The following is a 26,631-nucleotide window of genomic DNA, read 5'->3' on the forward strand; positions in this document are numbered from 1 at the left end:
GAGAGCCAGCAATGCACAGCCCACTGCGCCCCGAGCAACGCCGGTTGCCGCTGCACGTGCACATCAGCGTCATGTTCACCTTTCTTTTATTGCTCACGGGCGTGGTGCTGGGCCTGTTCAATTACCACCAGACCACGCAGATCATCCTGTCGAGCAGCGAAAAGCTGTTTGATCGGATCGAGCAGGATGTACGCCTCGATCTGCAGGCAACCTATCAGCCGATCCGCAACCTGCTGAGCCTGCTGGCGGACACCCCGGCGGCCCACGCGAGCGATCTGCAACAACGCCTGCCGTTGCTCAAACCCTTCAGCCAGTCGCTCACCGATAACCCGGCGCTGGCGTCGTTGTATCTGGGTTACGCCAATGGCGATTTCTTCATGGTGCGCGCGCTGCGCACTCCGGCTCTGAAGGCACAACTCCAGGCGCCGGAAGCGGCGGCCTATCAGGTCTGGAGCATCGAGCACGAGCCGCAAGGCACTGTACGCTCGCAATCATTGTTCTTTGATCAGGCGCTGACGCCGCTCAGCCGCCGCGATCATCCAGACGAGCCTTACGATCCGCGCAGCCGGACCTGGTTCAGCGACGCCCTGCAACAGGCCGGGCAAATCACCACCGAGCCCTATGTATTTTTCTCGACCCACAATGTCGGCACCACGCTGGCTCGGCGCAGCGGCGAGAACGCGGTGATTGGCGCCGATCTGACCCTCGCTTCGCTGTCGACCGCCCTGGGCAAGCACCGGGTCACGCCTTCGACAGAGATCGCGCTGTACGACACCGACGGCAACGCCGTGGCCTACCCCGACAGCCATCGCCTGATCGTCGATGACCGCACTGCGCGTCTGGCCAGAGCGGCCGATCTCAGCCCTGAGCTGAACGCGCTGCTCAGCTCCGACAGTATCGGCAAGCGTCTGCAAGTAAACGATCGGCAATGGATCGTCGCGCGCACCAGCATCGACGAAGGCGGGCCGAAAGGTCTGCAACTGGCGCTGCTGGTGCCGGAAGACGAATTGCTGGTGGATGCGTTCCGGATGCGCTGGCAAGGCGCGCTGATCACCCTCGCCATCCTGTTGCTGTGCCTGCCATTGGGCTGGGTGATTTCACGGATTCTGGTCAAGCCGCTGCATGCCTTGGTCAAAGAAGCCGACGCGATCCGCAGCTTCGACTTCAGTTCTCCGCTGGCGCGCCGCTCGCCCGTACTGGAAGTCGATCAATTGAGCCTGTCGATGGCGCGGATGAAAGAAACCCTCGGCAGTTTCTTCCGCATCACCGACAGCCTTTGCGCCGAAACCCGTTTTGCCCCGCTACTCGAACGCGTGCTGTTCGAAACCGTGCAGATCGCTCAGGCGCAGGCCGGTCTGATCTACCTGCGCGAGGCCGACGGCGCGCGCATGGAACCTTATGGACTGGTCATCGATGGCGTGCCGCGGAAGCTGGAGGCGTTCGACATTGAGGGACGCGAGCTGCATAAGAACACCGGCCCGGCGTGGTTCGAGCAACTGGCCAGCGCCAACAATACCGTCAGCCATCTGGGCTTCGATCAGGCCGGCGACTTGCAGAAAATCCTCCTGGCCATGGAATCACCGCGCATCCACTTGATCGGTATCCGCCTGCACAACCAGCACGACGAAACCATCGGCCTGCTGATTCTGCTGGTCAATGACAGCGGCGCGCCGGGCGATCTGGAAAAGCTGCGCCCCGATCGTATCGCCTTCTTGCAGGCGGTGTCCGGCGCGGCGGCGGTGAGCATCGAAAGCCAGCGTCTGCAAGCGCGGCAGAAACAACTGCTCGATGCCTTCATCCAACTGCTCGCCAGCGCGATCGATGCCAAGAGCCCCTACACCGGTGGCCACTGCCAGCGGGTTCCGGAATTGACGCTGATGCTCGCCCAGGCCGCTGCGGCAAGCCAGGACCCGGCGTTCAGCGCTTACCAACCGAGCGAGGATGAATGGGAGGCGTTGCACATCGCAGCGTGGCTGCACGATTGCGGCAAGGTCACGACGCCGGAATACGTGGTCGACAAAGCCACCAAGCTCGAGACCATCAACGACCGCATCCACGAAATCCGCACCCGCTTCGAGGTGCTCAAGCGTGACGTGTGGATCAACTACTGGCAGACGCTGGCAAGCGGTGGAGACGAAGCGGCGCTGGCCCGCGCCCGTGATAGTGAGTTGCTGATGCTCGACGACGACTTCGCCTTTGTCGCCCGCTGCAATCTCGGTGGCGAGGCCATGGCCGAGGCCGATCTGCTGCGCCTCGAGCAAGTCGCGCAACGCAGATGGCTGCGCACACTTGATGATCGCCTCGGTGTGTCATGGGAAGAAAACCGCCGCCAGGCAAAAACATCGGCGCCGACGCTGCCCGTCAGTGAAAGACTGCTGGCCGACAAACCCGAGCATCTGATCGAACGCGACAAGAACGAGCTGATCCCCGAGGACAACCCCTGGGGCTTCAAACTCGATGTACCCGCGTACAAGTACAACCGCGGCGAGCTGTACAACCTGAAGATCGCCCGCGGCACCCTTACCCGTGAAGAGCGCTACATCATCAACCATCACATGGTGCAGACGATCATGATGCTCAGCCACCTGCCCTTCCCCGGCCACCTGGACAGCATTGCCGAGATCGCCGGTGGTCATCATGAAAAAATGGATGGCACCGGGTATCCGAAACGGCTGAAACGCGAGGAGATGAGCCTGCCGGCGAGGATGATGGCGATTGCCGATATTTTCGAAGCGCTGACTGCCGCCGATCGCCCTTACAAGAAAGCCAAGTCGTTGAGCGAGGCGCTGGGGATCATGGCGACCATGTGCCGTGAAGCGCACATCGATGCGCCGCTGTTCGGCCTGTTCATCAATGAGGGTGTGTACATGCAGTACGCGACGCGGTTTCTTGATCCCGCGCAAATCGACAGCGTGGATACGGCCAGCCTGTTGCACAAGGCTGGCCTCAGCGGTTGATCAGCAGTCGGTCAGGCGCAGGAAAATCGCCGCCAGTTGCTCGATGCCGGCCTGATCCTCGGCGCCGAAACGCGCCAGCTTCGGGCTGTCGAGGTCGAGCACGCCGATCAGGCGTCCGTCCTTGACCAACGGCACAACCAGTTCGCTATTGGACGCGCTGTCGCAGGCGATGTGACCGGGGAAAGCATGCACATCCTCGACGCGCTGGGTTTGCAGGCTGGCAGCAGCAGCGCCGCACACACCGCGCCCGAACGGGATGCGCACGCAAGCGATCTGGCCCTGAAACGGGCCGAGCACCAGCTCTTCGTTGCGATTGAGGTAGAAACCGGCCCAGTTCAGATCATCGAGCTGGTTGAACAGGAACGCCGAGAACTGCGCGGCATTGGCGATGAAATCGCGCTCGTCCGCCAGTAGCGATTCCAGTTGCGCGGCCAACATACCGTAGCCTTCGAGGCCCTGGCCGCTTTGTTGCAAATCAATCATGCCTTGTGCTCCAGCAATTTCAGTCCCACCCAGTAGCGGGCGAATTGATACGCGCAACGTCCGTTGCGATTACCGCGGCCGGTGGCCCAGCGCACGGCGAGGATGTCCAGTGCTTCGTCGCGCTGCCAGCTCAGGCCGGCCTTGGCGGCCAACTGGCCGATCCAGTGCTCGACGACGTTGAGAAAATGTTCCTGGGTAAACGGGTAGAACGACAGCCACAGACCGAAACGATCAGACAGGGCGATCTTGTCTTCCACCGCTTCGCTCGGGTGCAGTTCGCCGTCTACGCGCTTCCAGTTTTCGTTGTCGCTTTCCTTTTCCGGCACCAGGTGGCGGCGGTTGGAAGTGGCGTACAGCAAGACGTTGTCGGGTGCCTGCTCGAGCGAACCGTCGAGCACGCTTTTCAGCACGCGGTAGTCGCCTTCGCCGGATTCGAACGACAGGTCATCGCAGAACAGCACGAAACGTTGCGGCAATTTGGCGACTTGCTCGACCACCCGTGGCAGGTCAGCCAAGTGATCGCGTTCGATCTCGATCAGACGCAGGCCGGCAGCGGCGTGCTCGGCCAGCAACGCACGCACCAGCGAAGACTTGCCGGTACCGCGCGAGCCCCAGAGCAAGGCGTGGTTGGCCGGCATGCCATCAAGAAATTGTTGTGTGTTGCGCCCCAACTGCTCCAACTGCCGGTCGACGCCGATCAGGTCGGACAGACGCATGTCGAGGCTGACTTCCAGCGGCAACAGGTAGCCGCTGCGACCGTCACGCTGCCAGCGCGCTGCCAGGCATGTGTTCCAGTCAATAAAGGGGCGCGGTGCCGGCAACAGTGGTTCGATTCGCGCCAGAACCGACTCGGCGCGTTCAAGAAAAGCATTCAATCGGGAATCCACGTCTTCTCCTCGGGCACTTTCACAGTGATGATGACGATCCAGCGACGACACACAGATAAAATCGCCTCAGCAAGCCTTGTTACAAGGCGATTCGGGAACCTCGGTATCCCTGCATGATCGACTATGCTTGAGCAGCGAAGGGAAACGGAAGTGGTTCAACAACCCATGGATATCAAATTCACCCACCGGCTGTCTTACAAGCAAGCCAGGCTTACCGTGCTGGTCGGGTTCATTCTGGGCACCCTGCTCAGTCTGCTGCAGATCGGCATCGATTATGCCAGCGAAGACGCTTCCATCAACCGGGAAATCCTCGCACTGCTGGAAATCAGCCACAATCCGGCCTCGCGCATCGCCTACAACATTGATGCCGAACTGGCGCAGGAGCTCACCCTCGGCCTGCTGCGCTCGCCGGCGATCATCGCCGCGCAATTGATCGACAACAACGAGACCGTGCTGGCCAACGTCAAACGCCCGGAACTGCAGAGCAGCTATCGGCTGATCAGCGACTTCCTGTTCGGCGCCAAGCGTCATTTCGAAGATCGCCTGTACCTCGACCATTTGCCCAACGAATCCCTCGGCGTCCTCAAACTGGAAGTCGACACTTACGCCTTTGGCAGCCGCTTCTTGCGCCGCGCGGAAGTCACTCTGCTCAACGGTTTCGCCCGCAGTCTGCTGCTGACCGGCATCCTCCTGGCGCTGTTCTACGTGATGCTGACCAAGCCGTTGGTGCGGGTCATCCGTGAGCTCAGCGGCCGCGACCCGCGCAGCGCCGAGCCGACCACGCTTGAGTGCCCGGCCGGCCACGGCAACGATGAGATCGGCGTGCTGGTCAAAGTCGCCAATCAGCAGTTCGAGAACATCGCCACCGAAATCCAGCAGCGGCGCACCGCAGAAAACCGCCTGACCGAATACCTCGCGCAACTGGAAGACATCGTCTCGGCGCGCACCGCCGAACTCAAGGCAATCAACGCCCGCCTCAGTCAATCCAACGAAGAACTGGAAGTGGCCCGCCGCACAGCGCTGGACATGGCCGAAGCGCGTTCGGCGTTTCTGGCCAATATGAGCCATGAAATCCGCACACCGCTCAATGGTTTGCTGGGGATGATCGCGCTGTCGCTGGATGGCCCGCTCAACGCCGAGCAGCAGCAACAGCTGTCGATCGCCCACGACTCGGGCAAGGTGCTGGTGGAACTGCTCAACGATATTCTCGACCTGTCGAAATTCGACGCCGGGCAACTGGAGCTGGAAAACATCCCGTTCGACCTCGGCTCGCTGATCGAAGACACCGCCAACCTGCTCTCGCAGAACGCCGCGCCGAGCGTCGAGCTGACCTGCCTGATCGAGCCGCACTTCCCGGCGCTGGTGCTGGGCGACCCGACCCGGGTGCGGCAGATCGTCAGCAACCTGCTGTCCAACGCGCTGAAATTCACCCGTTTCGGTCGGGTCGATGTGCGCCTGTCGGCACACAAGGGTGGCGTGCGCATCGAAGTCTGCGACACCGGCATCGGCATCGCCCAGGAAGCGCAGGTGAAAATCTTCCAGCCGTTCACCCAGGCCGGCGCCGGTATCACCCGTCAGTACGGCGGCACCGGGCTGGGGCTCGCGCTAACGTACAACCTGTGCGAAGCGATGCAGGGTCGGCTGACCATCAGTTCCGAAAGCGGCTTCGGCAGCCAGTTCTGCGCAGAACTGCCACTGCCCTCTCACACCCGCGCGCTGCCGCCGATACCGTTACGCGGCAAGGTTCTCGCCATCACCGCTGCCAGCAGTGGCCTGGCGGAATTGCTGAAAAGCCTGTTGCCGGTGTGGGGCCTGGAATACACGCAGCGCACCATTGATGATTCGCTGCTGGGCCTGAATCCGGATGTGCTGATCACCGATTGTCCGGAATGCCTGTTCGGTCTGCGCCCGAGCATCACCGCGCCGATTCTGCTGGTGACTGCTTACGGCAGTTTTCTGCCCAGCGAAGAAGCCGCCGCCCTCGCCCCCTTGCAGCAGCAAGCCCGACCGCTGGCGCGCAACGCGCTGTACCAGCATCTGCGACGGATTCTGCAACCGGAGGTCGCCGCCCTCACCGAAGCACAAGCGGACGCCTCGCCGTCCGCGCGCCGGGGCAAGGTGCTGCTGGTCGAGGACAACCCGGTCAATCAACTGGTCGCCAAGGGCATGCTTGGCAAGCTTGGCTGCGATGTGGTGGTGGCGGGGCATGGCGCCGAGGCGCTGGATCAGCTGGAGTTTGCTGATTTCGATCTGGTGCTGATGGACTGCAACATGCCGGTGATGGACGGTTATGAAGCCAGTCGGCAGATTCGCCAGAGCGGGCGCTGGCCGAATCTGCCGATTGTCGCACTGACCGCCAATGCCATGTCCGAGGAACGCGAACGCTGCCGCGCGGCGGGCATGAGCGACTATCTGGCCAAACCGTTTCGCCGCGAAGAACTCGCCGCGCTGCTCGATCAGTGGATGCCGACTACGTCAGCGCTTTGATTTGCCCGAGCAAATGATCGAGGCCGGCGCGCAAATCATTGAGCCGGTCCAGATCAACGCCACTGTCGCAGAGCAGACGCGCTTTCAGCGGCCCGACCTGCTCGCGCAATGCTTGCCCTGCAGGCGTCAGGCTCAAATGCACTTCGCGTTCATCCCGCGCCGAGCGCCGGCGCTGAACCAGATCGATCTGCTCCAGACGCTTGAGCAATGGCGTCAATGTCCCCGAGTCCAGCGCCAGACGCTCGCCCAAGGCCTTGACCGTCGGTTGCTCCGGCGCAGCATCCTGCCATTCCCACAGCACCAGCATCGCCAGGTACTGCGGGTACGTCAGGCCCAACTGATCGAGCATCGGCTTGTAGGCGCGAATCACCGCCCGCGAGGCCGCGTACAGTTTGAAGCACAACTGGCTGTCGAGCTTCAGCGAATCAACCGCCAGGCTCATTTCAGCAGAGCTTCGATCTCGCCGCTCAGGTCCTGCGGTTTGGTCGTCGGGGCGAAACGCTTGACCAACTGGCCATCCTTGCCGATCAGGAACTTGGTGAAGTTCCACTTGATGCCCTGCGAGCCGAGCAGGCCCGGGGCGCGCTTCTTCAACTGCACGAACAGCGGGTGAGCATCGGCGCCGTTGACGTCGATCTTCTTGAACAGCGGGAAGCTGACGCCGAAATTCAGTTCGCAGAATTCGCTGATGGCGCCCTCATTGCCCGGCTCCTGTTTGCCGAACTGGTTGCAAGGGAAACCCAATACCACCAGCCCCTGGTCCTTGTAGGTCTGCCAGAGTTCTTCGAGGCCCTTGTATTGCGGAGTGAAGCCACACTTGCTCGCGGTATTGACCACCAGCACCGCTTTACCGGCGAAATCGGCCAAGGTCTTTTGCTCACCCTTGATGGTGGTGCACGGGATATTCAGCAGGTTGTCGCTCATGGGTCGGCTCCGCAATGGTCAGGGAAGCGCAAACATAACGAGCAATTGAATTGTGTGCAATCTAATTGACCGCTAAAAAGGCGACGCAATGTCGCCTTTTCGGTTATTCGCGCGGCTCGAGATTCAGGCACACCGAGTTGATGCAATAACGCAGGCCGGTCGGTGGCGGGCCATCCGGGAATACGTGCCCCAGATGCGCATCGCAGCGCGCGCACTTCACTTCAGTGCGAATCATGCCGTGGCTGGTATCGCGGATTTCTGTCATCGCGCTTTCGCCGATCGGCTGATAGAAACTTGGCCAGCCGCAGCCGGAATCGAATTTGGTCTTCGAATCGAACAAAGGCTCGTTGCAGCACACACAGTGGTAGACACCGTCGGTTTTGGTGTCGTTGTATTTACCCGAGAACGGGCGCTCGGTGGCACTCAGACGGCAGACGTTGTACTGCTCGGGGTCGAGCATGGCACGCCATTCTTCCAGGGTTTTCTGCAACTTTTCCATCATCACACCTCAGCGGCTGAAAAAGCCCGATCTGTACCTTTTCCACGGATCGGGCGGCACGTATGATTGCGCCTCGTCACGCGCCAGTCTGGCAGCCAGACCGGGCGCATTCAAACGGATTCTGAGCGCAAAAGCGCCAGACCTCCGCCTGTGCGAAGACGCAGCAATCCCAGTACGGTTGTCCATTTGCCGCCTGGATCGTTCATTTTCGGGATCACATCGCCATGCAGTTCAGCAAATCGAACAAGCTCGCCAACGTCTGCTACGACATTCGCGGCCCGGTGCTCAAGCACGCCAAACGACTGGAAGAGGAAGGCCAGCGCATCCTCAAGCTGAACATCGGCAACCCGGCGCCGTTTGGTTTCGAAGCGCCGGACGAAATCCTCCAGGACGTGATCCGCAACCTGCCGACCGCGCAGGGCTACAGCGATTCCAAAGGCCTGTTCAGCGCGCGCAAGGCGGTGATGCAGTACTACCAGCAGAAGCAGGTTGAAGGTGTCGGCATCGAAGACATCTACCTGGGCAACGGTGTGTCCGAGCTGATCGTGATGTCGCTGCAGGCGCTGCTCAACAACGGCGACGAAGTGCTGGTGCCAGCCCCGGACTATCCGCTGTGGACCGCTGCCGTCAGCCTCGCTGGCGGTAACGCTGTGCATTATCTGTGCGACGAAGGCGCCGACTGGTTCCCGGATCTGGCCGACATCAAGGCCAAGATCACCCCGAACACCAAGGCCATGGTGATCATCAACCCGAACAACCCGACCGGTGCGGTGTACTCGAAGGAAGTGTTGCTGGGCATGCTGGAAATCGCCCGGGCGCATAATCTGGTGGTGTTCTCCGATGAGATCTACGACAAGATTCTTTATGACGACGCCGTGCACATCTGCACCGCTTCGCTGGCCCCGGACCTGCTCTGCCTGACCTTCAACGGCCTGTCGAAATCCTACCGCGTGGCCGGTTTCCGCTCCGGCTGGATTGCCATTTCCGGGCCGAAACACAACGCGCAGAGTTACATCGAAGGCATCGACATGCTGGCCAACATGCGCCTGTGCGCCAACGTGCCGAGCCAGCACGCGATCCAGACCGCACTAGGGGGCTACCAGAGCATCAACGATCTGGTGCTGCCGCAGGGTCGCCTGCTGGAGCAGCGTAACCGCACCTGGGAGTTGCTTAACGATATTCCCGGCGTCAGCTGCGTGAAGCCGATGGGCGCGTTGTACGCGTTCCCGAAAATCGACCCGAAGGTCTGCCCGATCCACAACGACGAGAAGTTCGTGCTTGATCTGCTGCTTTCCGAGAAGCTGCTGGTGGTCCAGGGCACAGCGTTCAACTGGCCGTGGCCGGATCACTTCCGCGTGGTCACCCTGCCCCGCGTCGATGATCTGGAAATGGCCATCGGCCGCATCGGCAACTTCCTCAAGTCCTACCGCCAGTAATGGGCCAGCAGTGCGCAACGAATTGGCTGTTGCGCACTGTCTGATTCAGCAACACATCTTTGTTCCGCGCCTTTGCAGCCCTTCTACACTTGCGATGCGAGCCGTACAGACGTGTCTGACCTAATGGCGGCGGGGCGAAAGGCTGTGTCATCCGTGTCGGAATCGAGGGTGGGAATTTTCTTTTTGCTCAGGAAACCGCTGTAGGACACAGTTTGAAATAGTCACTCGGTTGAATAGCCCGGTGCCGCACCTTATATACCCCGCAGTACGCTACATCTTTAGCTTGAGGAGAGTTCTACAACCATGATGCGCATCCTGCTGTTTTTGGCCACTAACCTGGCGGTCGTGCTGATAGCCAGCATCACCCTGAGCCTGTTCGGCTTCAACGGGTTCATGGCGGCCAACGGGGTCGACCTCGACCTCAGTCAGCTGCTGGTTTTCTGTGCGGTCTTTGGTTTCGCCGGCTCGCTGTTCTCGCTGTTCATCTCCAAGTGGATGGCGAAGATGAGCACCGGCACGCAAATCATCAGCCAGCCACGCACCCGTCATGAGCAATGGCTGCTGCAAACGGTCGAGCAATTGTCCCGCGAAGCCGGGATCAAGATGCCTGAAGTCGGGATTTTCCCGGCCTACGAAGCGAATGCTTTCGCTACCGGCTGGAACAAGAACGACGCGCTGGTCGCGGTCAGCCAGGGCCTGCTTGAGCGTTTTTCGCCCGATGAAGTGAAAGCCGTACTGGCCCACGAAATCGGTCACGTCGCCAACGGCGACATGGTCACGCTGGCGCTGATCCAGGGCGTGGTGAACACCTTTGTGATGTTCTTCGCGCGAATCATCGGCAACTTCGTCGACAAGGTGATTTTCAAGAACGAAGAAGGTCAGGGCATCGCCTACTACGTGGCGACCATCTTCGCCGAACTGGTGCTGGGCATCCTCGCCAGCGCAATCGTCATGTGGTTCTCGCGCAAGCGCGAATTCCGTGCCGACGAAGCCGGCGCCCGCCTGGCCGGTACCAGCGCGATGATTGGCGCTCTGCAACGTCTGCGTGCCGAACAGGGCCTGCCGGTGCACATGCCCGACACCCTGAACGCCTTCGGCATCAACGGTGGCATCAAACAGGGCTTCGCCCGCATGTTCATGAGCCACCCGCCGCTGGAAGAGCGTATTGACGCACTGCGTCGTCGCGGTTGATTTGACCGAAGTGAAAAAGAAGGCCCGCAGCGATGCGGGCCTTTTTTTGTATCTCCGGATCAAGCGTTGTCGGCAAAGCCCCATTCGCGAGCAGGCTCGCTCCCACCTTTGGAATGCATCCCACTGTGGGAGCGAGCCTGCTCGCGAAGACGCCGGAGCTGCTGACAGAAAACTATCTGGAAGAAACCCGATGAACCCTCTCCACCAACCACTCAACCCCGCCCTGCTGAAACTTGGGGCTCTCAGCCAGAATATCTCGCTCTTCCAGTTTCTCCAGCTGCCAACCCTGGCCGAGCAACCGCTGCACCTCATCATCATTCACCGCAAACGGCGGCCCGGGAATCTGCGTCTGATCGTAATCCAGGGTAATCACCAGCCCTTTCATCTCCGGCGCCAGCAACTGCTGCAGATGCGCCGCGTAGCGCTGGCGCATCGCGTCCGGCAAGGCAATCAGCGCGGCGCGGTCATACAGCGCGGTGCAACCGGCAACATCCTCTGCCGTCAGCGCGAAAAAATCCCCGCACCACAGTTCGATGGCATCACTGCGATAAACCTTGAATGCGCCCTTCTCGCTGATCTGCGGCTGCAATTGATGATCGCTGAAAAACTCCTCGACAGCCTTTTCCGCTAGCTCCACTCCAAGCACCTGATGTCCCTGCCCGGCAAGCCAGAGCAGGTCCAGACTCTTGCCGCACAGCGGCACCAGCACGCGTGCCGACGGTGCAATCGCCAGCTCCGGCCAGTAGCGCTGCAAATACGGGTTGGCCTCGGACTGATGAAAGCCGATCTGGTTCGAATCCCATTTCTTGTACCAAAACTCAGGCTGCATGGCTCACTCCCGAAAAACCGATGAAAAACCGCAGAAACTTATATTGGATTCAGATCGATGATCTGACTGAAGATGGTTCATCTTAGCGCTCAGGAGCCCGTCCATGTTGCCCAGCCTGTTTATCTCCCACGGTTCACCGATGCTGGCGCTGGAGCCCGGTGCCAGCGGCCCGGCACTGGCGCGACTGGCCGCTGAACTGCCACGCCCCAAAGCCATCGTCATCGTCTCGGCGCACTGGGAAAGCCAGGAACTGCTGGTCAGCAGCCACCCGAATCCGGAAACCTGGCACGACTTCGGCGGTTTCCCCCGTGCGCTGTTTGAGGTTCAGTACCCGGCCCCGGGTAATCCGCAACTGGCCGCAGAGGTGGCTGAGCGGTTGAACACCAATGACCTGCCGGCGCGGCTCGATCCGCAACGACCGTTCGATCATGGTGTCTGGGTGCCGCTGTCGTTGATGTATCCGCAGGCCGACCTTCCGGTGGTGCAAGTCTCGTTGCCGAGTCGTGGCGGGCCGGCGTTGCAGACCCGGGTTGGCCGTGCGCTGGCGAGCCTGCGTGAGCAAGGCATTCTGTTGATCGGCTCCGGCAGCATCACCCACAACCTCCGCGAGCTGGACTGGCATGCCGGCCCGGAAAGCATTGAACCGTGGGCGCGGGATTTTCGTGACTGGATGATCGACAAGCTGGCGGCCGACGATGAAACGGCGCTGCATGATTATCGCCAGCAGGCGCCGAATGCCGTGCGCAGTCACCCCAGTGATGAGCATCTGTTGCCGTTGTATTTTGCTCGCGGTGCTGGCGGGGTTTTCAGCGTGGCGCATCAGGGTTTCACGATGGGGGCGCTGGGTATGGATATTTATCGCTTCGGCTGACGTCATCGCTGGCAAGCCAGCTCCCACAGGGGTTGTGTCGCCCGATGAACAGGCAAAAAAAATCCCCGAACCAGTCGGGGATTTTTTATGTTCGATCAATCAGCCCAAGGGCGGATCAATCTTCGCGGTAGCGACGCAGCTTCAGCTGCTTCCCAGCCACGCGAGTGTCCTTCAGCTTGGTCAGGAGTTTTTCCAGACCTTCTTCCGGCAGTTCGACGAGGCTGAAGCTGTCACGCACCTGGATGCGACCGATCGCTTCACGGGCCAGACCGCCTTCGTTGAGGATGGCGCCCAGCAGGTTTTTCGCAGCGATACCGTCACGCGCACCCAGCGCGGTACGGCAACGAGCACGGCCTTCGCCCAAAGGCATTGGCGCGCGACGCTCGCGGTCACCACGATCAGGACGATCACCGGAACGCTCAGGACGGTCGCCACGCGGTGCGTTGTTCGGCACCAGTGGACGTTCCTTCTCGATTGCGGCCAGGTTCAGCGCTTGACCGTTGGTAGCCTTGCGCAGCAGCGCAGCGGCCAGTGCACGCGGGGTGCAACCGATGTCGGCAGTCAGGCGATCAAGCAGTTCGCCGTGAGTCGATTCGGCATCAGCGACCAGCGGCGAAAGGCTGTTGGTCAGTTTCTTGATGCGTGCATCGAGAACGGCTTGAGCGTCTGGCAGGCGTACTTCGGCAACTTTCTGACCGGTTACGCGCTCGATCACTTGCAGCATGCGGCGCTCACGTGGAGTCACCAGCAGCAGTGCACGACCTTCGCGACCGGCACGGCCGGTACGGCCGATACGGTGCACGTAGGATTCCGGGTCGTACGGCATGTCAACGTTGAACACGTGAGTGATGCGCGGAACGTCCAGACCACGGGCAGCAACGTCGGTGGCAACAACGATGTCCAGACGACCATCCTTGAGCGAGTCGATCACGCGCTCACGCTGGTTCTGGGCGATATCACCGTTCAACGCGGCGGCTTTGTAGCCTTTGGCGTCGAGGGCGCTGGCCAGGTCCAGGGTCGCTTGCTTGGTGCGCACAAACATGATCAGCGCGTCGAAGTCTTCGACTTCCAGCAGGCTGAGTACGGCCGAGGTTTTCTGGTCAGCGTGAACCAACAGGTGAGCCTGTTCGATCGCGGTAACGGTCTGGGTCTTGGTCTGGATCTTGACGTGTTGCGGATCGCGCAGGTGGCGTTCGGCAATGGCGCGGATCGACTGCGGCAGGGTCGCCGAGAACAGCACGGTCTGGCGGGTCGATGGCAGAGCCTTGAAGATGACTTCCAGGTCATCCATGAAGCCCAGCTTCAACATTTCGTCAGCTTCGTCGAGAACCAGATGGTTCACGGTCGACAGGACTTTCTCGTCGCGACGCAGGTGGTCGCACAGACGACCCGGAGTAGCGACAACAATCTGTGCGCCATTACGGATTGCCTTGAGTTGCGGGCCCATCGGCGCGCCGCCGTAGACAGCCACGACGGTGACGCCTGGCATTTGCTTGGCGTAGGTTTCAAAAGCGGTTGCTACTTGCAGCGCCAACTCTCGGGTTGGCGCCAGGATCAGGGCTTGCGGTTCGCGCTTGGCAGGATCGATGCGGTGCAGAATAGGCAGTGCGAACGCGGCGGTTTTACCGGTACCGGTTTGCGCCTGGCCAATCATGTCCTGGCCGGCCATGATGATCGGGATCGATTGCTGCTGAATCGCCGAAGGCTCTTCGTAGCCAGTCGCTGCGACGGCTGCAAGAATATTCGGGTTGAGATTAAAAGCGGCGAATCCGCCGGTTTCCTGGGTCATGGGTCTGCCTCTAAGTGCATCCGCAAAGACCCATGCTCCAAAGCTGCGCATGCCGTGTTGAGACTCAAGAGTCGCCCTGGCAGCTTTGTCGGCGGGGATTTGCGAAAACGAATGAATGAAGATGAATCGTCAAGGAAGAGCCCGCAATGCGGACGTGCAGCCGAAGCTGACTTCGGGAAATGCGCTACCTAAACGCGGCCCGGTTAAAGGCCGGCGCGCACTATACCGGATTTCGCCCGAAAAGGGAGCTTTTTTTGTGGCCTTTATCCGTGTGTCACCGCCGTGTAACGGGGTTTTGCGGATAATCGCGCAACGGTCTATTTTGCAAAGGCCCGGCCCTGCGGGCGATGACGCTTAAACGGTTCACCGACCTGCGGCAAAGCGCCGCGCACCCGCCCTTCCTGCTCGAGGATTTAGCCATGAATCAGCCCTGCGCCGGCCGCGTCAGCCGAGAACGTCGTGGTCATGTGCACTTGATCGGCCTCGATCGGGCGGCCAAGCGCAACGCTTTCGATATCGACCTGCTCAACGACCTGAGCCTGGCCTACGGCGAATTCGAAGCCGACCGCGAAGCGCGGGTCGCCGTGGTGTTCGGCCATGGCGAGCACTTCACCGCCGGGCTCGATCTGGTCAATGCCAGCGCAGCCCTGGCCGAAGGCTGGCAGGTTCCGAGCGGCGGCTGCGATCCCTGGGGCGTTTTCGTCGGCCCACGGGTGAGCAAACCGGTCATCGTCGCCGCGCAGGGTTACTGCCTGACCATCGGCATTGAGCTGATGCTGGCGGCGGACATCAACCTGTGCGCAAGCAACACTCGCTTCGCGCAGATGGAAGTGCAGCGTGGGATCTTTCCGTTTGGCGGCGCGACTTTGCGTTTCCAGCAGATCGCCGGCTGGGGCAATGCAATGCGCTGGCTGCTCACTGGCGATGAATTTGATGCCCACGATGCCTTGCATCTGGGCCTGGTGCAGGAAGTGATGGCCAGCGAAGACTTGCTGCCCCGCGCGATCGAGCTGGCCGAACGGATTGCCCGGCAGGCACCGCTGGGCGTGCAGGCGACCTTGATGTCAGCGCGACAGGCGCGCTATGAGGGGGAGACAGCGGCGGCGCAGGCATTACCGGCGCTGGTGAAGAAGTTGCTCGCCACTGAGGATGCCCGGGAGGGGGTGCGGTCGTTGGTGGAGCGGCGGCCAGGGGTTTTCAAAGGCATCTGATGAGTGCCCCCCCTGTAGGAGCTGCCGAAGGCTGCGATCTTTTGATTTTGATCTTCAAAAAATCAAGATCAAAAGATCGCAGCCTTCGGCAGCTCCTACAGTTGACCGATTCGCCACTCAGGTCGCCGGGCGAATCGCGTTGATCAACGACTGCAACGAATAACCCAGCTGCGGCGCCAGCGCTTCGGCCCGCTGGGTCAGCGCCTGCATGTCCAGCGCCTGATCGAGATCCGCCGGAACGATCAGAATCACGTTGCCCTCCTTCACCGGCAACTCCCAGTAATGCCGGTGATAGAGCCCGCGCAACAACGCTGCGCCCAGCGGCTTGCCATCGTCGGTGGCCCACTGGTTGATCACCAGCCAGCCGCCCGGATTCAGGCGCTTCTGACAATCGCCGAGAAAACTCCAGGCCAGATGCCCGACACCGGGACCGACATCGGTATAGAGGTCGACGAAAATCAGATCCGCCGGCTCGGCAGTCGGCAGCAATTCCAGCGCATCGCCGACGCGGATGTACAACCGCGGATCATCATCCAGACCGAGATATTCGATGGCCAGGCGCGGCACGTCCGGGCGCAGTTCGATGGCTTCGACGTCTTCCAGCGGCAGAAACTTCAGGCAAGCCTGGGTCAGCGTGCCCGCGCCCAAACCGAGAAACAGCGCACTCTCCGGCTGCTCGTGGCACAGCGCGCCGATCAGCATCGCGCGGGTGTAGTCGTACTCCAGCCAGCTCGGGTCGGCAGTGAACACGCAGCTCTGCTCGATCGCATCGCCGAACTCGAGAAAGCGGTAATCGGCCACTTCCAGCACGCGAATCACGCCGAACTCATCCTGTACTTCGGCGAGCAGATGCTCGACGCGCTCCTCAGTCATTTCGTCTCCTGATGGTCACCGGGCGCGGTGACGCGATGGCACCGCTGTGGCGCCGTGGCAAAGCGGCGATTGTCGGCGATGGGGCGGGAGCAGGTCACGCACTAATTGCTGCTAACATGGCGCTTCCCTGCGTATGAACTTCGAGACCGTGATGAGCCAACCGTGGAGCCCTGACAGCTGGCGCGCCCTGCCGATCCAGCAACAACCGCAATACCCCGACGCCGCGCACCTGCGCCAGGTCGAGCAGACCCTGGCCAGCTATCCGCCGCTGGTGTTCGCCGGCGAAGCGCGCGAGCTGCGCCGCCAGTTCGCCGAAGTCACCCAGGGTCGCGCGTTTCTGTTGCAGGGCGGCGATTGCGCGGAAAGCTTCGCCGAATTTTCCGCCGCGAAGATCCGCGACACCTTCAAAGTGTTGCTGCAAATGGCAATCGTCATGACCTTCGCCGCTGGCTGCCCGGTGGTCAAGGTCGGGCGCATGGCCGGCCAGTTCGCTAAACCGCGTTCGGCCAACGACGAAACCATCGGCGGCGTAACCCTGCCGGCCTACCGTGGCGACATCGTCAACGGCATCGGCTTCGACGAAAAGAGCCGCGTGCCGGATCCGGAGCGTTTGCTGCAGTCCTATCATCAGTCCACAGCGACCTTGAACCTGTTGCGCGCTTTCGCCCAGGGCGGTTTTGCCGACCTGCACCAAGTGCACAAGTGGAACCTGGATTTCATCGCCAACTCGGCGCTGGCGGAGAAGTACAGCCACCTCGCCGACCGCATTGATGAAACCCTCGCGTTCATGCGCGCCTGCGGCATGGACAGCTCGCCGCAACTGCGCGAAACCAGTTTCTTCACCGCCCACGAAGCGTTGCTGCTGAATTACGAAGAAGCCTTCGTCCGCCGCGACAGCCTGACCAACGATTACTACGATTGCTCGGCGCACATGCTGTGGATCGGCGACCGCACCCGCCAGCTCGACGGCGCGCACGTTGAATTCCTGCGGGGGGTGAACAACCCGATCGGGGTCAAAGTCGGCCCGAGCATGAACCCTGATGATCTGATCCGCCTGATCGACGTGCTCAACCCGGACAACGATCCGGGGCGCCTCAACCTGATTGCGCGGATGGGTGCGAACAAGGTCGGCGATCATCTGCCGGCACTGATCCGTGCGGTGCAGCGCGAAGGCAAGCAAGTGCTGTGGAGCTCCGACCCGATGCACGGCAACACCATCAAGGCCAGCAGCGGCTACAAGACCCGTGACTTCGCACAGATCCTTGGCGAGGTGAAGCAGTTCTTCCAGGTGCACGAAGCGGAAGGCAGCTATGCCGGCGGCATCCATATCGAGATGACCGGACAGAATGTCACCGAGTGCATCGGCGGCGCCCGACCGATTACCGAGGACGGCTTGTCCGATCGTTATCACACCCACTGCGATCCGCGGATGAATGCCGATCAGTCGCTGGAATTGGCGTTTTTGATTGCCGAGACCCTGAAGCAAGTTCGCCGCTAGACCGAGTCGCCATCTTCGCGAGCAAGCTCGCTCCCACACAGGACCTGTGGCCTACACAAAACCAATGTGGGAGCGAGCTTGCTCGCGAAGGGGCCAGCTCAGACACCCTCAACCCTCGCGAACGCGACTCTGAGCCGAGCCGCACTCTCGCGCTGACAATTCAACTGCACCCGCTCAAGCCCCAGCCAACCCGCCATCCGCCGCAAATTCAGCGCCAGCGCCAGCATGCCCTCCTCGTCCAGTCCCGATTCTTCCTCATGCACCGCATGCACCGCCAACTGCCCTGCCGCCCGTTCGGCGCGCAGATCAACCCGCGCGGCGATCCGCTCGTTGTGCAAAAACGGCAGCACGTAATAGCCGTAAACCCGCTTGGGCTGCGGTGTGTAGATTTCCAGGCGATAGCGGAAATCGAACAGGCGCTCAGTGCGGCTGCGCTCCCAGATCAGCGAATCGAACGGCGACAGCAGCGCACTGGCAATGACCTTGCGCGGCACTTTGGGCTCCTGCAGGCAATAGGCGATCTGCCGCCAGTCGGCGACTTCGCACATCTGCAATTGCCCCGCCTCAACCAACTCAGCCAGACGCGGCCGAGCATCCGCGGGGCTCAGGCGAAAGTAATCGCACAGGTCTTTTTCCGTACCAACGCCCAATGCTTGCGCCGCATGCAACAGCAAACCGCGTTGCGCCTCGGTCTCGTCCGGCGTGGGCTGTTGCAGGATCGCCGCAGGAATCACCCGCTCGGGCAAATCGTACAAACGCTCGAAACCGCGTCGCCCCGCCACTGTGACCTCACCGGCGGCGAACAACCATTCCAGCGCATGTTTCTCGGCACTCCAGTCCCACCATGGCCCGGCCTTGTCTTCGCGGGTCGACAGACTGCCGGCGCCGAGCGCACCCCGCTCCTCAACCGCAGTCAGCACGCGGCGGATGGTTTCCTGCTGTTCGCGACCAAACTTTGCCAGTTGCTGATAGATGTCTTCGCCACGCTTGGCGCGTTGCATACGCCAGCCCAGCAACGGGTACATCGACAGCGGCAACAGCGACGCTTCGTGGCCCCAATATTCGAACAGCGTGCGCCGCCGGCCCGCACTCCATGCAGCCTGGTCGAGCAAGTCAGAGGGGTAGGAACCGAGACGGGAAAACAGCGGCAGGTAGTGCGAGCGCACCACGGCATTGACGGAATCGATTTGCAGCAGGCCCAGCCGTCCGATCAGCCGGTTGAGATGACTGGCATTGACGTTCGGCGGCTGGCGCCCGTTGAACCCTTGGGCAGCCAGCGCCAGACGTCGCGCCTGTTTGAGGGAAAAGGACACTGTCGCGGGCATTTATTCCTCCATGTCTGCTCGCAACCTACCTCACCTGAAAGGGGTTTGTGTAGCGATAGCCTCATCATTTATGCATCGGGTCGTCCCAGAACGGCCGCACGGTTTCGTGTTCGACATCGGCGCGGCTGATGCCGATGTCTTTCAGCGCCTCATCGCTCAGACCGGCGAGCATTTCCCGTTCACGATGCAGCTCATACCAGCGGCTGAATTTGTGCAGCAGATCGGACACGATATGGCCGTGGCCGGACAGCCGTTCTTGGCTTGCATACTCTCTTTGACCTTTCATCGTCTTGCCTCCTTTTGTGGATGGCTCAAGTCTCGCGCTGGCGCTAAGATCAATCCAACGAATGTTTCTGATGGCATGCATCACGGAGATTCATCAATTGTCCGCCTACCCCAGTATCGATACCGATGTCCTGCGCACCTTTGTCGCAATTGCCGATCAAGGCGGTTTCACCCGTGCTGGCGAGATGGTCAATCGCACCCAGTCGGCGGTGAGCATGCAGATGAAACGTCTGGAAGAAGACGTGTTGCAGCGCCGGCTGTTCGAGCGCGATGGCCGTCAGGTGCGGCTTACGGCTGAAGGCCAGGTGCTGCTCGGTTATGCGCGGCGCATCCTCAAACTGCACAGTGAGGTGTTCAACACCCTGCGCGAGCCGCACATGGTCGGCACCGTGCGCATCGGTACGCCGGATGATTATGTGATGCGTTTTCTGCCGGGGATCCTGTCGCGGTTCGCGCAGTTCTATCCGCTGATCCAGATCGAAGTGCATTGCGAATCGACCAAACAACTGTTGCAGCGCACTGATCTGGACTTGTCGATCGTCACCCGTGAGCCGGGCAACGAGATCGGCCAGTTGCTGCGCAAGGAGCGCTTTGTCTGGGCCGAGGCGCAGAACTTCAGCGCCCACGAACAGACGCCGCTGCCCCTGGCGATGTTCAACAGTGATTGTTTCTGCCGCCTGTGGGCGTGCAATGCGCTGGACGCGATGGGCCGCGATTACCGCATCGCCTACAACAGCAGCAGCCTGTCGGCGCTGATGGCCGTGGTCAGCGCAGGGCTGGCGATCACCGCGCAACTGGAGAGTCTGATTACCCCGGACATGCGCATCCTCGGTGCCGCCGAAGATCTGCCGCTGTTGCCCGAGGCGAGCATCATGCTGATCCGCAATCTGAACAACCCGTCGCCGATCACCGAGTGCCTGGCCGAGCACATCGTCGAGGGCTTCAAACTTTAAACGCGAGCATCACCGCACACAGCACCAGAAAGCCGCAGAACAGCCCACGCAGAATTTTTTCCGGCATGGCGTGGGCAACTTTCACGCCCCAACTGATGCTGAGCAGACCTCCGACCGCCAGAGGCAGGCCGATCATCCAGTCGACTTCGTGGTGCACCGCATAGGTCACCAGGGTTACGCCAGTGCTCGGCAGGGCCAGCGCCAGCGACAATCCTTGAGCAACCACTTGGCTGGTGCCGAACAGGCTGGTCAGCACCGGCGTGGCCACCACTGCGCCGCCGACGCCGAACAAACCGCCCATGGTCCCCGAGGCGGCGCCGAGCACGCCCAACCACGGCCACGAATAGCGCATCTCGGCAGTCGGCGCTGGTCGCGGACCGAACATCTTCAACAGGTTGTAGGCCGACAGCGCCACCAGAAAGGCGACAAAGCCGATGCGCATGGTCTGCGCATCGATGCCCACCGCCCAGATCGAGCCAAGCCAGGCAAAGCAGAAACCCATCACCGCCAGCGGCAGCGCATGGCGCAATTCGATGCGATTGCGCTGGTGATAACGCCACAGCGCCAGCATCACATTCGGTACCACCATCACCAGCGCCGTGCCCTGGGCGATTTGCTGATCAAGCCCAAACCACACGCCAAGCAACGGAATCGCAATCAAGCCACCGCCAATGCCAAAGATCCCGCCCAATGTGCCCAGGGCGGCGCCGAACAGCAGGTACAACAGAAAATCCATCACAACGGTAATCCTCTAACAACAGGCGGCCAATGCTACGCACTCGCGCCTAGCGGGGAAACGCATAGCAACGCACAATGGCTGTGCCGATTTTGCACAAGCGTGATTTCCATGAATCCCAACCAATTGACCGATCAGCTCGGCCTGTTTCTCGATGTGCTGGAGAGTGGCAGCTTTTCCGCCGCTTCGCGCCGCCATCCGCTGACGCCTTCCGCTGTAGCCCGGCGCATCGACAGCCTGGAAAGTGCCGTCGGCAGTCAGCTGTTCGTGCGCAGCACCCATGCCGTGCTGCCGACTTCGGCCGGCCTGGCCTTTGCCGAACGGGCGCGACGGATCATCGCCGAGTTGCAACTGGCGCGTGCCGAAGCGGTGTCATTGAGCAGTGCACCGGAAGGCCTGATCCGCATCGATGCGCCAGCAGCCTTCGGGCGGCGGCATCTGGCGCCGGTGATTGCCGATTTTCTCCTGCTGTATCCGGGACTGGATGTGCAGATGCATCTGATCGACAGCTTCAGCGACATGGCCGGCAGCAGCCTGGGCAAGGTCGATCTGGTGCTGCGTACCGGCCAGTTGGCTGACTCGCGCCTGGTCGCCACGCCATTGGCGAGCATGGTCCGCGTCGCCTGCGCCAGCCCTGACTATCTCAAGCAGCGCGGCGTGCCCGAGCATCCGGCGCAGTTGAGTGAACACGACGGGCTCGACTGGGAGGGCCTTGCGCCGCCGTTTGCCTGGAAATTCGAAGTGGACGGGCAAATGCAATTGCACCGGCCATCGCGGGTGCGCCTGAGCGCCAACAATGCCGAAGCTCTGGCGTGTGGCGCGGCGGCGGGTCTGGGCGTCGCACACTTGCCGACCTGGCTGGCCAGCGAATACTTGCTGCGTGGCGAGCTGGTGCCGCTGTTTTGTGAAAATGGCCTGCCGCCTCCGGAGTCCACCGGCATTTACGCGCTGCGCATGGAACAGCAGGTCCATTCGCGCAGTCGGTTGTTGCTGGAATATCTGAAAACGCGCTTCAGCCCGGTGCCGCCGTGGGATCTGGCGTTGCAACGGCAATTCGCCCGGCACTGACGCCGGACATATTTATCTGGCGCCTTAAAGATTCGAGCGCTAGATTAAAAAACGATCAACGATCAAGGCTTTGACAATGACTTGCGAACGCGACAACTGCGACGACCTTCTGCTCGACAATCAGGCGTGCTTCGCCCTGCACTCGACCTCGCTGATGATGACCAAGGTCTACAAGCCGCTGTTGCAGGCGCTGGGCCTGACCTATCCGCAGTATCTGGCGATGATGGTGTTGTGGGAGAAGGACGGTCTGACTGTCGGAGAAATCAGCGCACGCCTGCTGACCGATCCGGGATCGCTGACGCCATTGCTCAAGCGTCTGGAAGCCGAAGGCCTGCTCAGCCGCACCCGCAGTCGTGAAGATGAGCGGGTGGTGATTGTCGAACTGACCGCAGCAGGCCGCGCCTTGCGCGACAAGGCGCAGACCGTGCCGCAGTGCATTCTTGGCGCCAGTGGCTTCACCCTGGAACGTCTGCAGAAGTTGCAGGCCGAGCTGCAAGCGCTGCGCGGACATCTGCAAGACAGCCTGACCTGATCCTCATTTCCGAGCACAACACTGTCCCTGTGAGAGCGGGCTTGCCCGCGATGGCGACCTGTCAGCCGACATCATTTTGACTGACACTCCGTCTTCGCGGGCAAGCCCGCTCCCACACTAATTTCAACGCTAACAAAAAATATTTTCAACGCCTGAACTCCCTCGCAAAGCCGTCTAAATCAAGCCTTGCGTCCCCCTTCCACGCTATGCCCTTGAGCAAACCGCGATTTTTATTAAAAATTTATCTTGCGCGCTAAACATTAGCGCTATACATTCTCCTCACACCTACTTAGCGCGCAAACAATTAGCGCACAAAACCAAAACCAATGAGGCTCACACCATGCAAACTCTCTACACCGCAATCGCAACTTCCACTGGCGGCCGTGACGGTCGTGCGATCTCCAGCGACAACGTACTCGACGTCAAACTGGCCACCCCGAAAGAACTCGGCGGTGCTGGCGGTGCGGCGACCAACCCTGAGCAACTGTTCGCTGCCGGTTACTCGGCCTGCTTCATCGGCGCACTGAAATTCGTCGCCAGCCAGACCAAGCGCAAGATTCCTGACGACGCGTCAATCACCGCCCATGTCGGCATCGGCCAGATCCCTGGCGGTTTCGGTCTGGACATTGATTTGCACATCAGCCTGCCGGGCCTGGAACAAGCCGATGCGCAGTCGCTGGTCGACGCCGCTCACCAGGTCTGCCCGTACTCCAACGCCACCCGTGGCAACGTCGATGTCCGTCTGCACGTGACTGTGTAATCACTCAAGCCCCCGGCCCGAACAAGGAAAAATGAACATGAACACTTTCAGCAAAGTCTTGACCGGTACCCTTCTCGCCCTGTCGGTACACAGCGCTTTCGCCGGTGATGTCGAACACAACACCCAGGCATTCCTCGATGCGCTGAATTCTGGCAGCGGCAAGCCGATCGAGCAGCTGTCGCCCAAGGATGCCCGCGCCGTGCTGGTCGGCGCGCAGTCCGGGGTCAAGTTGACGTTGCCCAAGGCCGATGTCAGCGAGAAGACCATCCAGGTCGATGGTCAATCGCTGAGCCTGACCATCGTCCGGCCGGCCGGGGTCAAGGGTGAGCTGCCGGTGTTCATGTTCTTCCACGGCGGCGGCTGGGTGCTGGGGGACTTCCCGACGCACGAACGTCTGGTGCGCGATCTGGTGGTCGGTTCGGGGGCGGCGGCGGTGTTCGTCAATTACACCCCTTCGCCGGAAGCGCATTACCCGGTGGCGATCAATCAGGCCTACGCTGCGACCAAATGGGTGGCGGAACACGGTAAAGAGATCAATGTCGACGGCAAGCGCCTGGCCGTGGCCGGCAACAGCGTCGGTGGCAACATGGCCGCAGTGGTTGCGCTGATGGCCAAGGACAAGGGCACCCCGGCGATCAAATTCCAGGTGCTGCTGTGGCCGGTGACCGATGCCAACTTCGACACCGGTTCGTACAACCAGTACGCCGAAGGGCACTTCCTCACCCGCAACATGATGAAGTGGTTCTGGGACAACTACACCACCGACGCCAAACAGCGCAACGAGATCTACGCTTCACCGCTGCGCGCCACCACCGCACAGCTCAAAGGCCTGCCGCCAGCACTGGTGCAGACGGCCAGCGCCGACGTGCTGCGCGATGAAGGCGAAGCCTATGCGCGCAAACTCGACGAGGCCGGGGTTCCGGTAACGTCGGTGCGCTACAACGGCATGATTCACGATTACGGTTTGCTCAACGTGGTCAGCCAGGTACCGGCGGTGCGTTCGGCGATGTTGCAGGCGTCTGAAGAACTGAAGCAACACTTGAAGTAACCACCGTCCCATTGTGGGAGCGAGCTTGCTCGCGAAGGCGTCCTGTCAGACAACATGCCGTTGAATGACACACCGCTTTCGCGAGCAAGCTCGCTCCCACAGGGTTCCGAGTGTTTCTTACAGGCACAAAAAAACCCGACTCAATGGTCGGGTTTTTTCTTTCCGCAAAAAGCAGTGCTTATTTCGCACGGCCTTTGTAGGAACCGCCTTCGCGGGTATCGATCTCGATCATGTCGCCGATTTCGATGAAGTCGGCAACCGACAGCTCGGTACCGTTCTTCAGTTTGGCAGGCTTCATCACCTTGCCGGAAGTGTCACCGCGAGCGGAGCCTTCGGTGTAGTCAACCTGACGCACGATGGTGGTCGGCAGTTCTACGGAAACCAGACGCTCTTCGAAGAACACGGCTTCGCAAACGTCGGTCATGCCTTCTTCAACGAAAGGCAGAACGCTTTCGATGTCTTCGGCGTTCAGCTCGTACATGGTGTAGTCAGTGGTGTCCATGAACGTGTAGGTGTCACCGCTGATGAACGACAGGGTGGCTTCTTTACGATCCAGAATCACGTCGTCCAGTTTGTCGTCCGCACCGTAAACGGTTTCGGTCTTGTAACCGGTCAGCAGGTTCTTCAGCTTGGTCTTCATGATCGCGCTGTTACGGCCCGACTTGGTGAATTCAGCTTTCTGAACCAGCCAAGGATCGTTGTCGATACGGATCACGGTACCGGGTTTGAGTTCTTTACCAGTTTTCATTGCGAATATCCGAATTTGGATGGGATTTACAAAAATCTAGGCCGCGTATCATATCCAATTTACATAAAACTGTACCAGCGCCGTGGCAAGATCCGCCTGCAAGGCCTGTTCCAGACACCATGCCTCGGCGTTTTTCTCGAGTTCCGGCCAATGATTTCGCACCGCCAGCCAGTGCTCGCCGATCGGTTGCCCGGCACTCCACGCTCGCCACAGACCGTTCATCGCGTGCGCCGCAGCGGGTGAAAGGTCGTGAGTGTAGAGCGCGAGAAAAGCATCGAGCTTGTCCAGATGGATGTCATCGTCCTGCTGGTAGATGTGCCAGAGCATCGGCCGCCCTCCCCATTGCGCACGAACGAACGAGTCTTCACCGCGCACCGCGTTGAAATCGCAGCACCAGAGCAGATGGTCGTATTGGTCCTGACGGACGAACGGCAGCACTTGCACGGTCAGGGACTCGCGCACATGAATCGCGCCGACCGTTAGGGTTTCCACATTTAGCCAGCGCGCCACATCGCCGAGAATCCGCCCCTCCGGCACCAGCAGGTGAGTCGGCCGTGCATCGGTCGCCAGCACGTCCAGCCAACTGGCCAGCCCGGGGTTTTCATAAGCGAACAGCGAGATCAGTTGCGCGTCCGGAGCAGGATCGATACCCAAGGCTTGCAGGAAATGTCGCTGGGCCGGCCGATCCTGCTGAAACTGGCGACGCTGTTCGAGTAGTCCGCGTTCGCGCAGCAGGCCACCGGTGCCCGGTTTGAAGCCTGGAAAGAAAAAGAACTTCTGCACCGTTTTGTATTTTACCGACGGCAAGCCGTGGCAGCCGGTGACCCAGTCTTCGGCGCTGAGATAATCGAGGTTGAGCCACAGCGGTGGCGTTTCCCGTGCGGCCATGCTGTCCATGTAATCAGTGGGCAACTGACAGGCGAAGGCGGCGATGACTACGTCGGCCGCCTCGGCGTGCAGCCATTCGCTCGGCCATTGACGCACCTCGACGCCCTGCTGCCATTGCTGCACAACATTGACATCGATCTCAGGACAGAGGCGCTCGAACGCGCGCAGATCATCCACCCACAGGCGCACCGGCAAGGCATGCTCGGCCACCATCTGCCGGGCCAGGCGCCAGGTCACGCCGATGTCACCGAAGTTATCGACCACGGCGCAGAAAATGTCCCAGCGGGGTTTCGCTTCAGGCATGCCGTTCTCCCGTTGGCAAAAAACCTCGATTGTCCGCATAAATGCGCTCG

At 60.9% G+C, this 26,631-nt stretch carries 25 protein-coding genes; 12 read left to right on the forward strand and 13 right to left on the reverse strand.

Annotation, left to right across the window (positions count from 1 at the left end; translation table 11 throughout):
- Positions 1–11 precede the first annotated feature (11 nt).
- Complete coding sequence (locus AC0IXA_RS17015) at positions 12–2,957, forward strand: HD domain-containing phosphohydrolase (protein ID WP_471813987.1); 2,946 nt, start codon at positions 12–14, stop codon at positions 2,955–2,957.
- Here the strand turns inward: AC0IXA_RS17015 and AC0IXA_RS17020 are convergent, their stop codons facing one another.
- Together AC0IXA_RS17020 and AC0IXA_RS17025 are read right to left on the reverse strand one after the other, a co-directional pair.
- Positions 2,958–3,440, reverse strand: coding sequence for a GAF domain-containing protein (locus AC0IXA_RS17020; protein WP_016770850.1), 483 nt, complete (start codon positions 3,438–3,440; stop codon positions 2,958–2,960).
- A complete protein-coding gene (locus AC0IXA_RS17025) occupies positions 3,437–4,327 on the reverse strand; it encodes an ATP-binding protein (protein ID WP_471813989.1) in 891 nt (296 codons plus the stop codon). Before AC0IXA_RS17025 ends, AC0IXA_RS17020 begins: the two co-directional genes overlap by 4 nt.
- A 165-nt stretch (positions 4,328–4,492) precedes the next feature.
- Here AC0IXA_RS17025 and AC0IXA_RS17030 point away from each other — a divergent pair, with 165 nt between their 5' ends.
- Complete coding sequence (locus tag AC0IXA_RS17030; protein WP_258710320.1) at positions 4,493–6,814, forward strand: hybrid sensor histidine kinase/response regulator; 2,322 nt, start codon at positions 4,493–4,495, stop codon at positions 6,812–6,814.
- Here AC0IXA_RS17030 and AC0IXA_RS17035 read toward each other — a convergent pair.
- From AC0IXA_RS17035 to msrB, 3 genes are all read right to left on the reverse strand, one after another.
- Positions 6,798–7,256 carry a MarR family winged helix-turn-helix transcriptional regulator gene (locus AC0IXA_RS17035; protein ID WP_471813991.1) on the reverse strand — a complete coding sequence of 153 codons (459 nt, stop codon included), beginning with the start codon at positions 7,254–7,256 and terminating at the stop codon, positions 6,798–6,800. The genes AC0IXA_RS17030 and AC0IXA_RS17035 overlap by 17 nt on opposite strands.
- On the reverse strand, positions 7,253–7,738 hold the full coding sequence (locus AC0IXA_RS17040) for a glutathione peroxidase (RefSeq protein ID WP_016770854.1): 486 nt from the start codon (positions 7,736–7,738) through the stop codon (positions 7,253–7,255). The genes AC0IXA_RS17035 and AC0IXA_RS17040 overlap by 4 nt, the downstream gene beginning before the upstream one ends.
- Positions 7,739–7,841: 103 nt before the next feature.
- The gene (msrB, locus tag AC0IXA_RS17045) at positions 7,842–8,237 is read right to left on the reverse strand and encodes a peptide-methionine (R)-S-oxide reductase MsrB (RefSeq protein WP_130887911.1); all 396 of its coding nucleotides are present in this window, start codon (positions 8,235–8,237) and stop codon (positions 7,842–7,844) included.
- Positions 8,238–8,461: 224 nt separating this feature from the next.
- Here msrB and AC0IXA_RS17050 point away from each other — a divergent pair, with 224 nt between their 5' ends.
- Together AC0IXA_RS17050 and htpX are read left to right on the forward strand one after the other, a co-directional pair.
- Positions 8,462–9,673 (forward strand): pyridoxal phosphate-dependent aminotransferase, encoded by a 1,212-nt coding sequence (locus AC0IXA_RS17050; RefSeq protein ID WP_016770856.1) that lies wholly within the window; start codon positions 8,462–8,464, stop codon positions 9,671–9,673.
- Positions 9,674–9,976: 303 nt separating this feature from the next.
- Positions 9,977–10,864, forward strand: coding sequence for a protease HtpX (htpX, locus tag AC0IXA_RS17055; RefSeq protein WP_007908619.1), 888 nt, complete (start codon positions 9,977–9,979; stop codon positions 10,862–10,864).
- Positions 10,865–11,036: 172 nt separating this feature from the next.
- Here htpX and AC0IXA_RS17060 read toward each other — a convergent pair whose 3' ends face one another.
- Positions 11,037–11,693, reverse strand: coding sequence for a thiopurine S-methyltransferase (locus tag AC0IXA_RS17060; RefSeq protein WP_471813995.1), 657 nt, complete (start codon positions 11,691–11,693; stop codon positions 11,037–11,039).
- A 103-nt stretch (positions 11,694–11,796) separates the two neighbouring features.
- Here AC0IXA_RS17060 and AC0IXA_RS17065 point away from each other — a divergent pair, with 103 nt between their 5' ends.
- Complete coding sequence (locus AC0IXA_RS17065) at positions 11,797–12,564, forward strand: DODA-type extradiol aromatic ring-opening family dioxygenase (protein ID WP_471813997.1); 768 nt, start codon at positions 11,797–11,799, stop codon at positions 12,562–12,564.
- Between the two features lie 115 nt (positions 12,565–12,679).
- Here AC0IXA_RS17065 and AC0IXA_RS17070 read toward each other — a convergent pair whose 3' ends face one another.
- The gene (locus tag AC0IXA_RS17070) at positions 12,680–14,353 is read right to left on the reverse strand and encodes a DEAD/DEAH box helicase (RefSeq protein WP_016770859.1); all 1,674 of its coding nucleotides are present in this window, start codon (positions 14,351–14,353) and stop codon (positions 12,680–12,682) included.
- Between the two features lie 419 nt (positions 14,354–14,772).
- On the opposite strand from AC0IXA_RS17070, the gene AC0IXA_RS17075 reads away from it, so the two are divergent.
- Positions 14,773–15,564: a crotonase/enoyl-CoA hydratase family protein gene (locus AC0IXA_RS17075; protein WP_039759895.1), complete on the forward strand. Its 792-nt coding sequence runs from the start codon at positions 14,773–14,775 to the stop codon at positions 15,562–15,564.
- Between the two features lie 117 nt (positions 15,565–15,681).
- Here the strand turns inward: AC0IXA_RS17075 and AC0IXA_RS17080 are convergent, their stop codons facing one another.
- Positions 15,682–16,437 (reverse strand): spermidine synthase, encoded by a 756-nt coding sequence (locus tag AC0IXA_RS17080; RefSeq protein ID WP_024013768.1) that lies wholly within the window; start codon positions 16,435–16,437, stop codon positions 15,682–15,684.
- Positions 16,438–16,588: 151 nt separating this feature from the next.
- On the opposite strand from AC0IXA_RS17080, the gene AC0IXA_RS17085 reads away from it, so the two are divergent.
- A complete protein-coding gene (locus AC0IXA_RS17085) occupies positions 16,589–17,935 on the forward strand; it encodes a class II 3-deoxy-7-phosphoheptulonate synthase (protein ID WP_038861070.1) in 1,347 nt (448 codons plus the stop codon).
- Positions 17,936–18,033: 98 nt separating this feature from the next.
- Here AC0IXA_RS17085 and AC0IXA_RS17090 read toward each other — a convergent pair whose 3' ends face one another.
- Both AC0IXA_RS17090 and AC0IXA_RS17095 read right to left on the reverse strand, forming a co-directional pair.
- Positions 18,034–19,260 (reverse strand): winged helix-turn-helix domain-containing protein, encoded by a 1,227-nt coding sequence (locus AC0IXA_RS17090; RefSeq protein ID WP_471814000.1) that lies wholly within the window; start codon positions 19,258–19,260, stop codon positions 18,034–18,036.
- 64 nt (positions 19,261–19,324) lie between these two features.
- Positions 19,325–19,546 (reverse strand): DUF1127 domain-containing protein, encoded by a 222-nt coding sequence (locus AC0IXA_RS17095; protein ID WP_125926343.1) that lies wholly within the window; start codon positions 19,544–19,546, stop codon positions 19,325–19,327.
- A gap of 97 nt (positions 19,547–19,643) precedes the next feature.
- Here AC0IXA_RS17095 and AC0IXA_RS17100 point away from each other — a divergent pair, with 97 nt between their 5' ends.
- Complete coding sequence (locus AC0IXA_RS17100) at positions 19,644–20,498, forward strand: LysR substrate-binding domain-containing protein (protein WP_471814070.1); 855 nt, start codon at positions 19,644–19,646, stop codon at positions 20,496–20,498.
- Here AC0IXA_RS17100 and AC0IXA_RS17105 read toward each other — a convergent pair.
- Positions 20,488–21,234 (reverse strand): sulfite exporter TauE/SafE family protein, encoded by a 747-nt coding sequence (locus AC0IXA_RS17105; protein ID WP_221264894.1) that lies wholly within the window; start codon positions 21,232–21,234, stop codon positions 20,488–20,490. The genes AC0IXA_RS17100 and AC0IXA_RS17105 overlap by 11 nt on opposite strands.
- A 111-nt stretch (positions 21,235–21,345) precedes the next feature.
- On the opposite strand from AC0IXA_RS17105, the gene AC0IXA_RS17110 reads away from it, so the two are divergent.
- From AC0IXA_RS17110 to AC0IXA_RS17125, 4 genes are all read left to right on the forward strand, one after another.
- Positions 21,346–22,302 carry a LysR family transcriptional regulator gene (locus AC0IXA_RS17110; protein WP_016770867.1) on the forward strand — a complete coding sequence of 319 codons (957 nt, stop codon included), beginning with the start codon at positions 21,346–21,348 and terminating at the stop codon, positions 22,300–22,302.
- Positions 22,303–22,378: 76 nt separating this feature from the next.
- A complete protein-coding gene (locus AC0IXA_RS17115) occupies positions 22,379–22,834 on the forward strand; it encodes a MarR family winged helix-turn-helix transcriptional regulator (RefSeq protein ID WP_024013772.1) in 456 nt (151 codons plus the stop codon).
- 340 nt (positions 22,835–23,174) lie between these two features.
- Positions 23,175–23,594, forward strand: a complete 420-nt coding sequence (locus tag AC0IXA_RS17120) for an organic hydroperoxide resistance protein (protein ID WP_007940002.1) — start codon at positions 23,175–23,177, stop codon at positions 23,592–23,594.
- Positions 23,595–23,631: 37 nt separating this feature from the next.
- The gene (locus tag AC0IXA_RS17125) at positions 23,632–24,642 is read left to right on the forward strand and encodes an alpha/beta hydrolase (protein ID WP_341639380.1); all 1,011 of its coding nucleotides are present in this window, start codon (positions 23,632–23,634) and stop codon (positions 24,640–24,642) included.
- A gap of 178 nt (positions 24,643–24,820) precedes the next feature.
- On the opposite strand, the gene AC0IXA_RS17130 is transcribed toward AC0IXA_RS17125, so the two are convergent.
- The gene (locus tag AC0IXA_RS17130) at positions 24,821–25,390 is read right to left on the reverse strand and encodes an elongation factor P (protein ID WP_003226785.1); all 570 of its coding nucleotides are present in this window, start codon (positions 25,388–25,390) and stop codon (positions 24,821–24,823) included.
- A gap of 48 nt (positions 25,391–25,438) precedes the next feature.
- Entirely contained in the window at positions 25,439–26,581 is a 1,143-nt protein-coding gene (earP, locus tag AC0IXA_RS17135) for an elongation factor P maturation arginine rhamnosyltransferase EarP (RefSeq protein WP_471814005.1), read from the reverse strand.
- Positions 26,582–26,631 lie beyond the last annotated feature (50 nt).

The organism is Pseudomonas sp. AC083, from assembly GCF_979253165.1.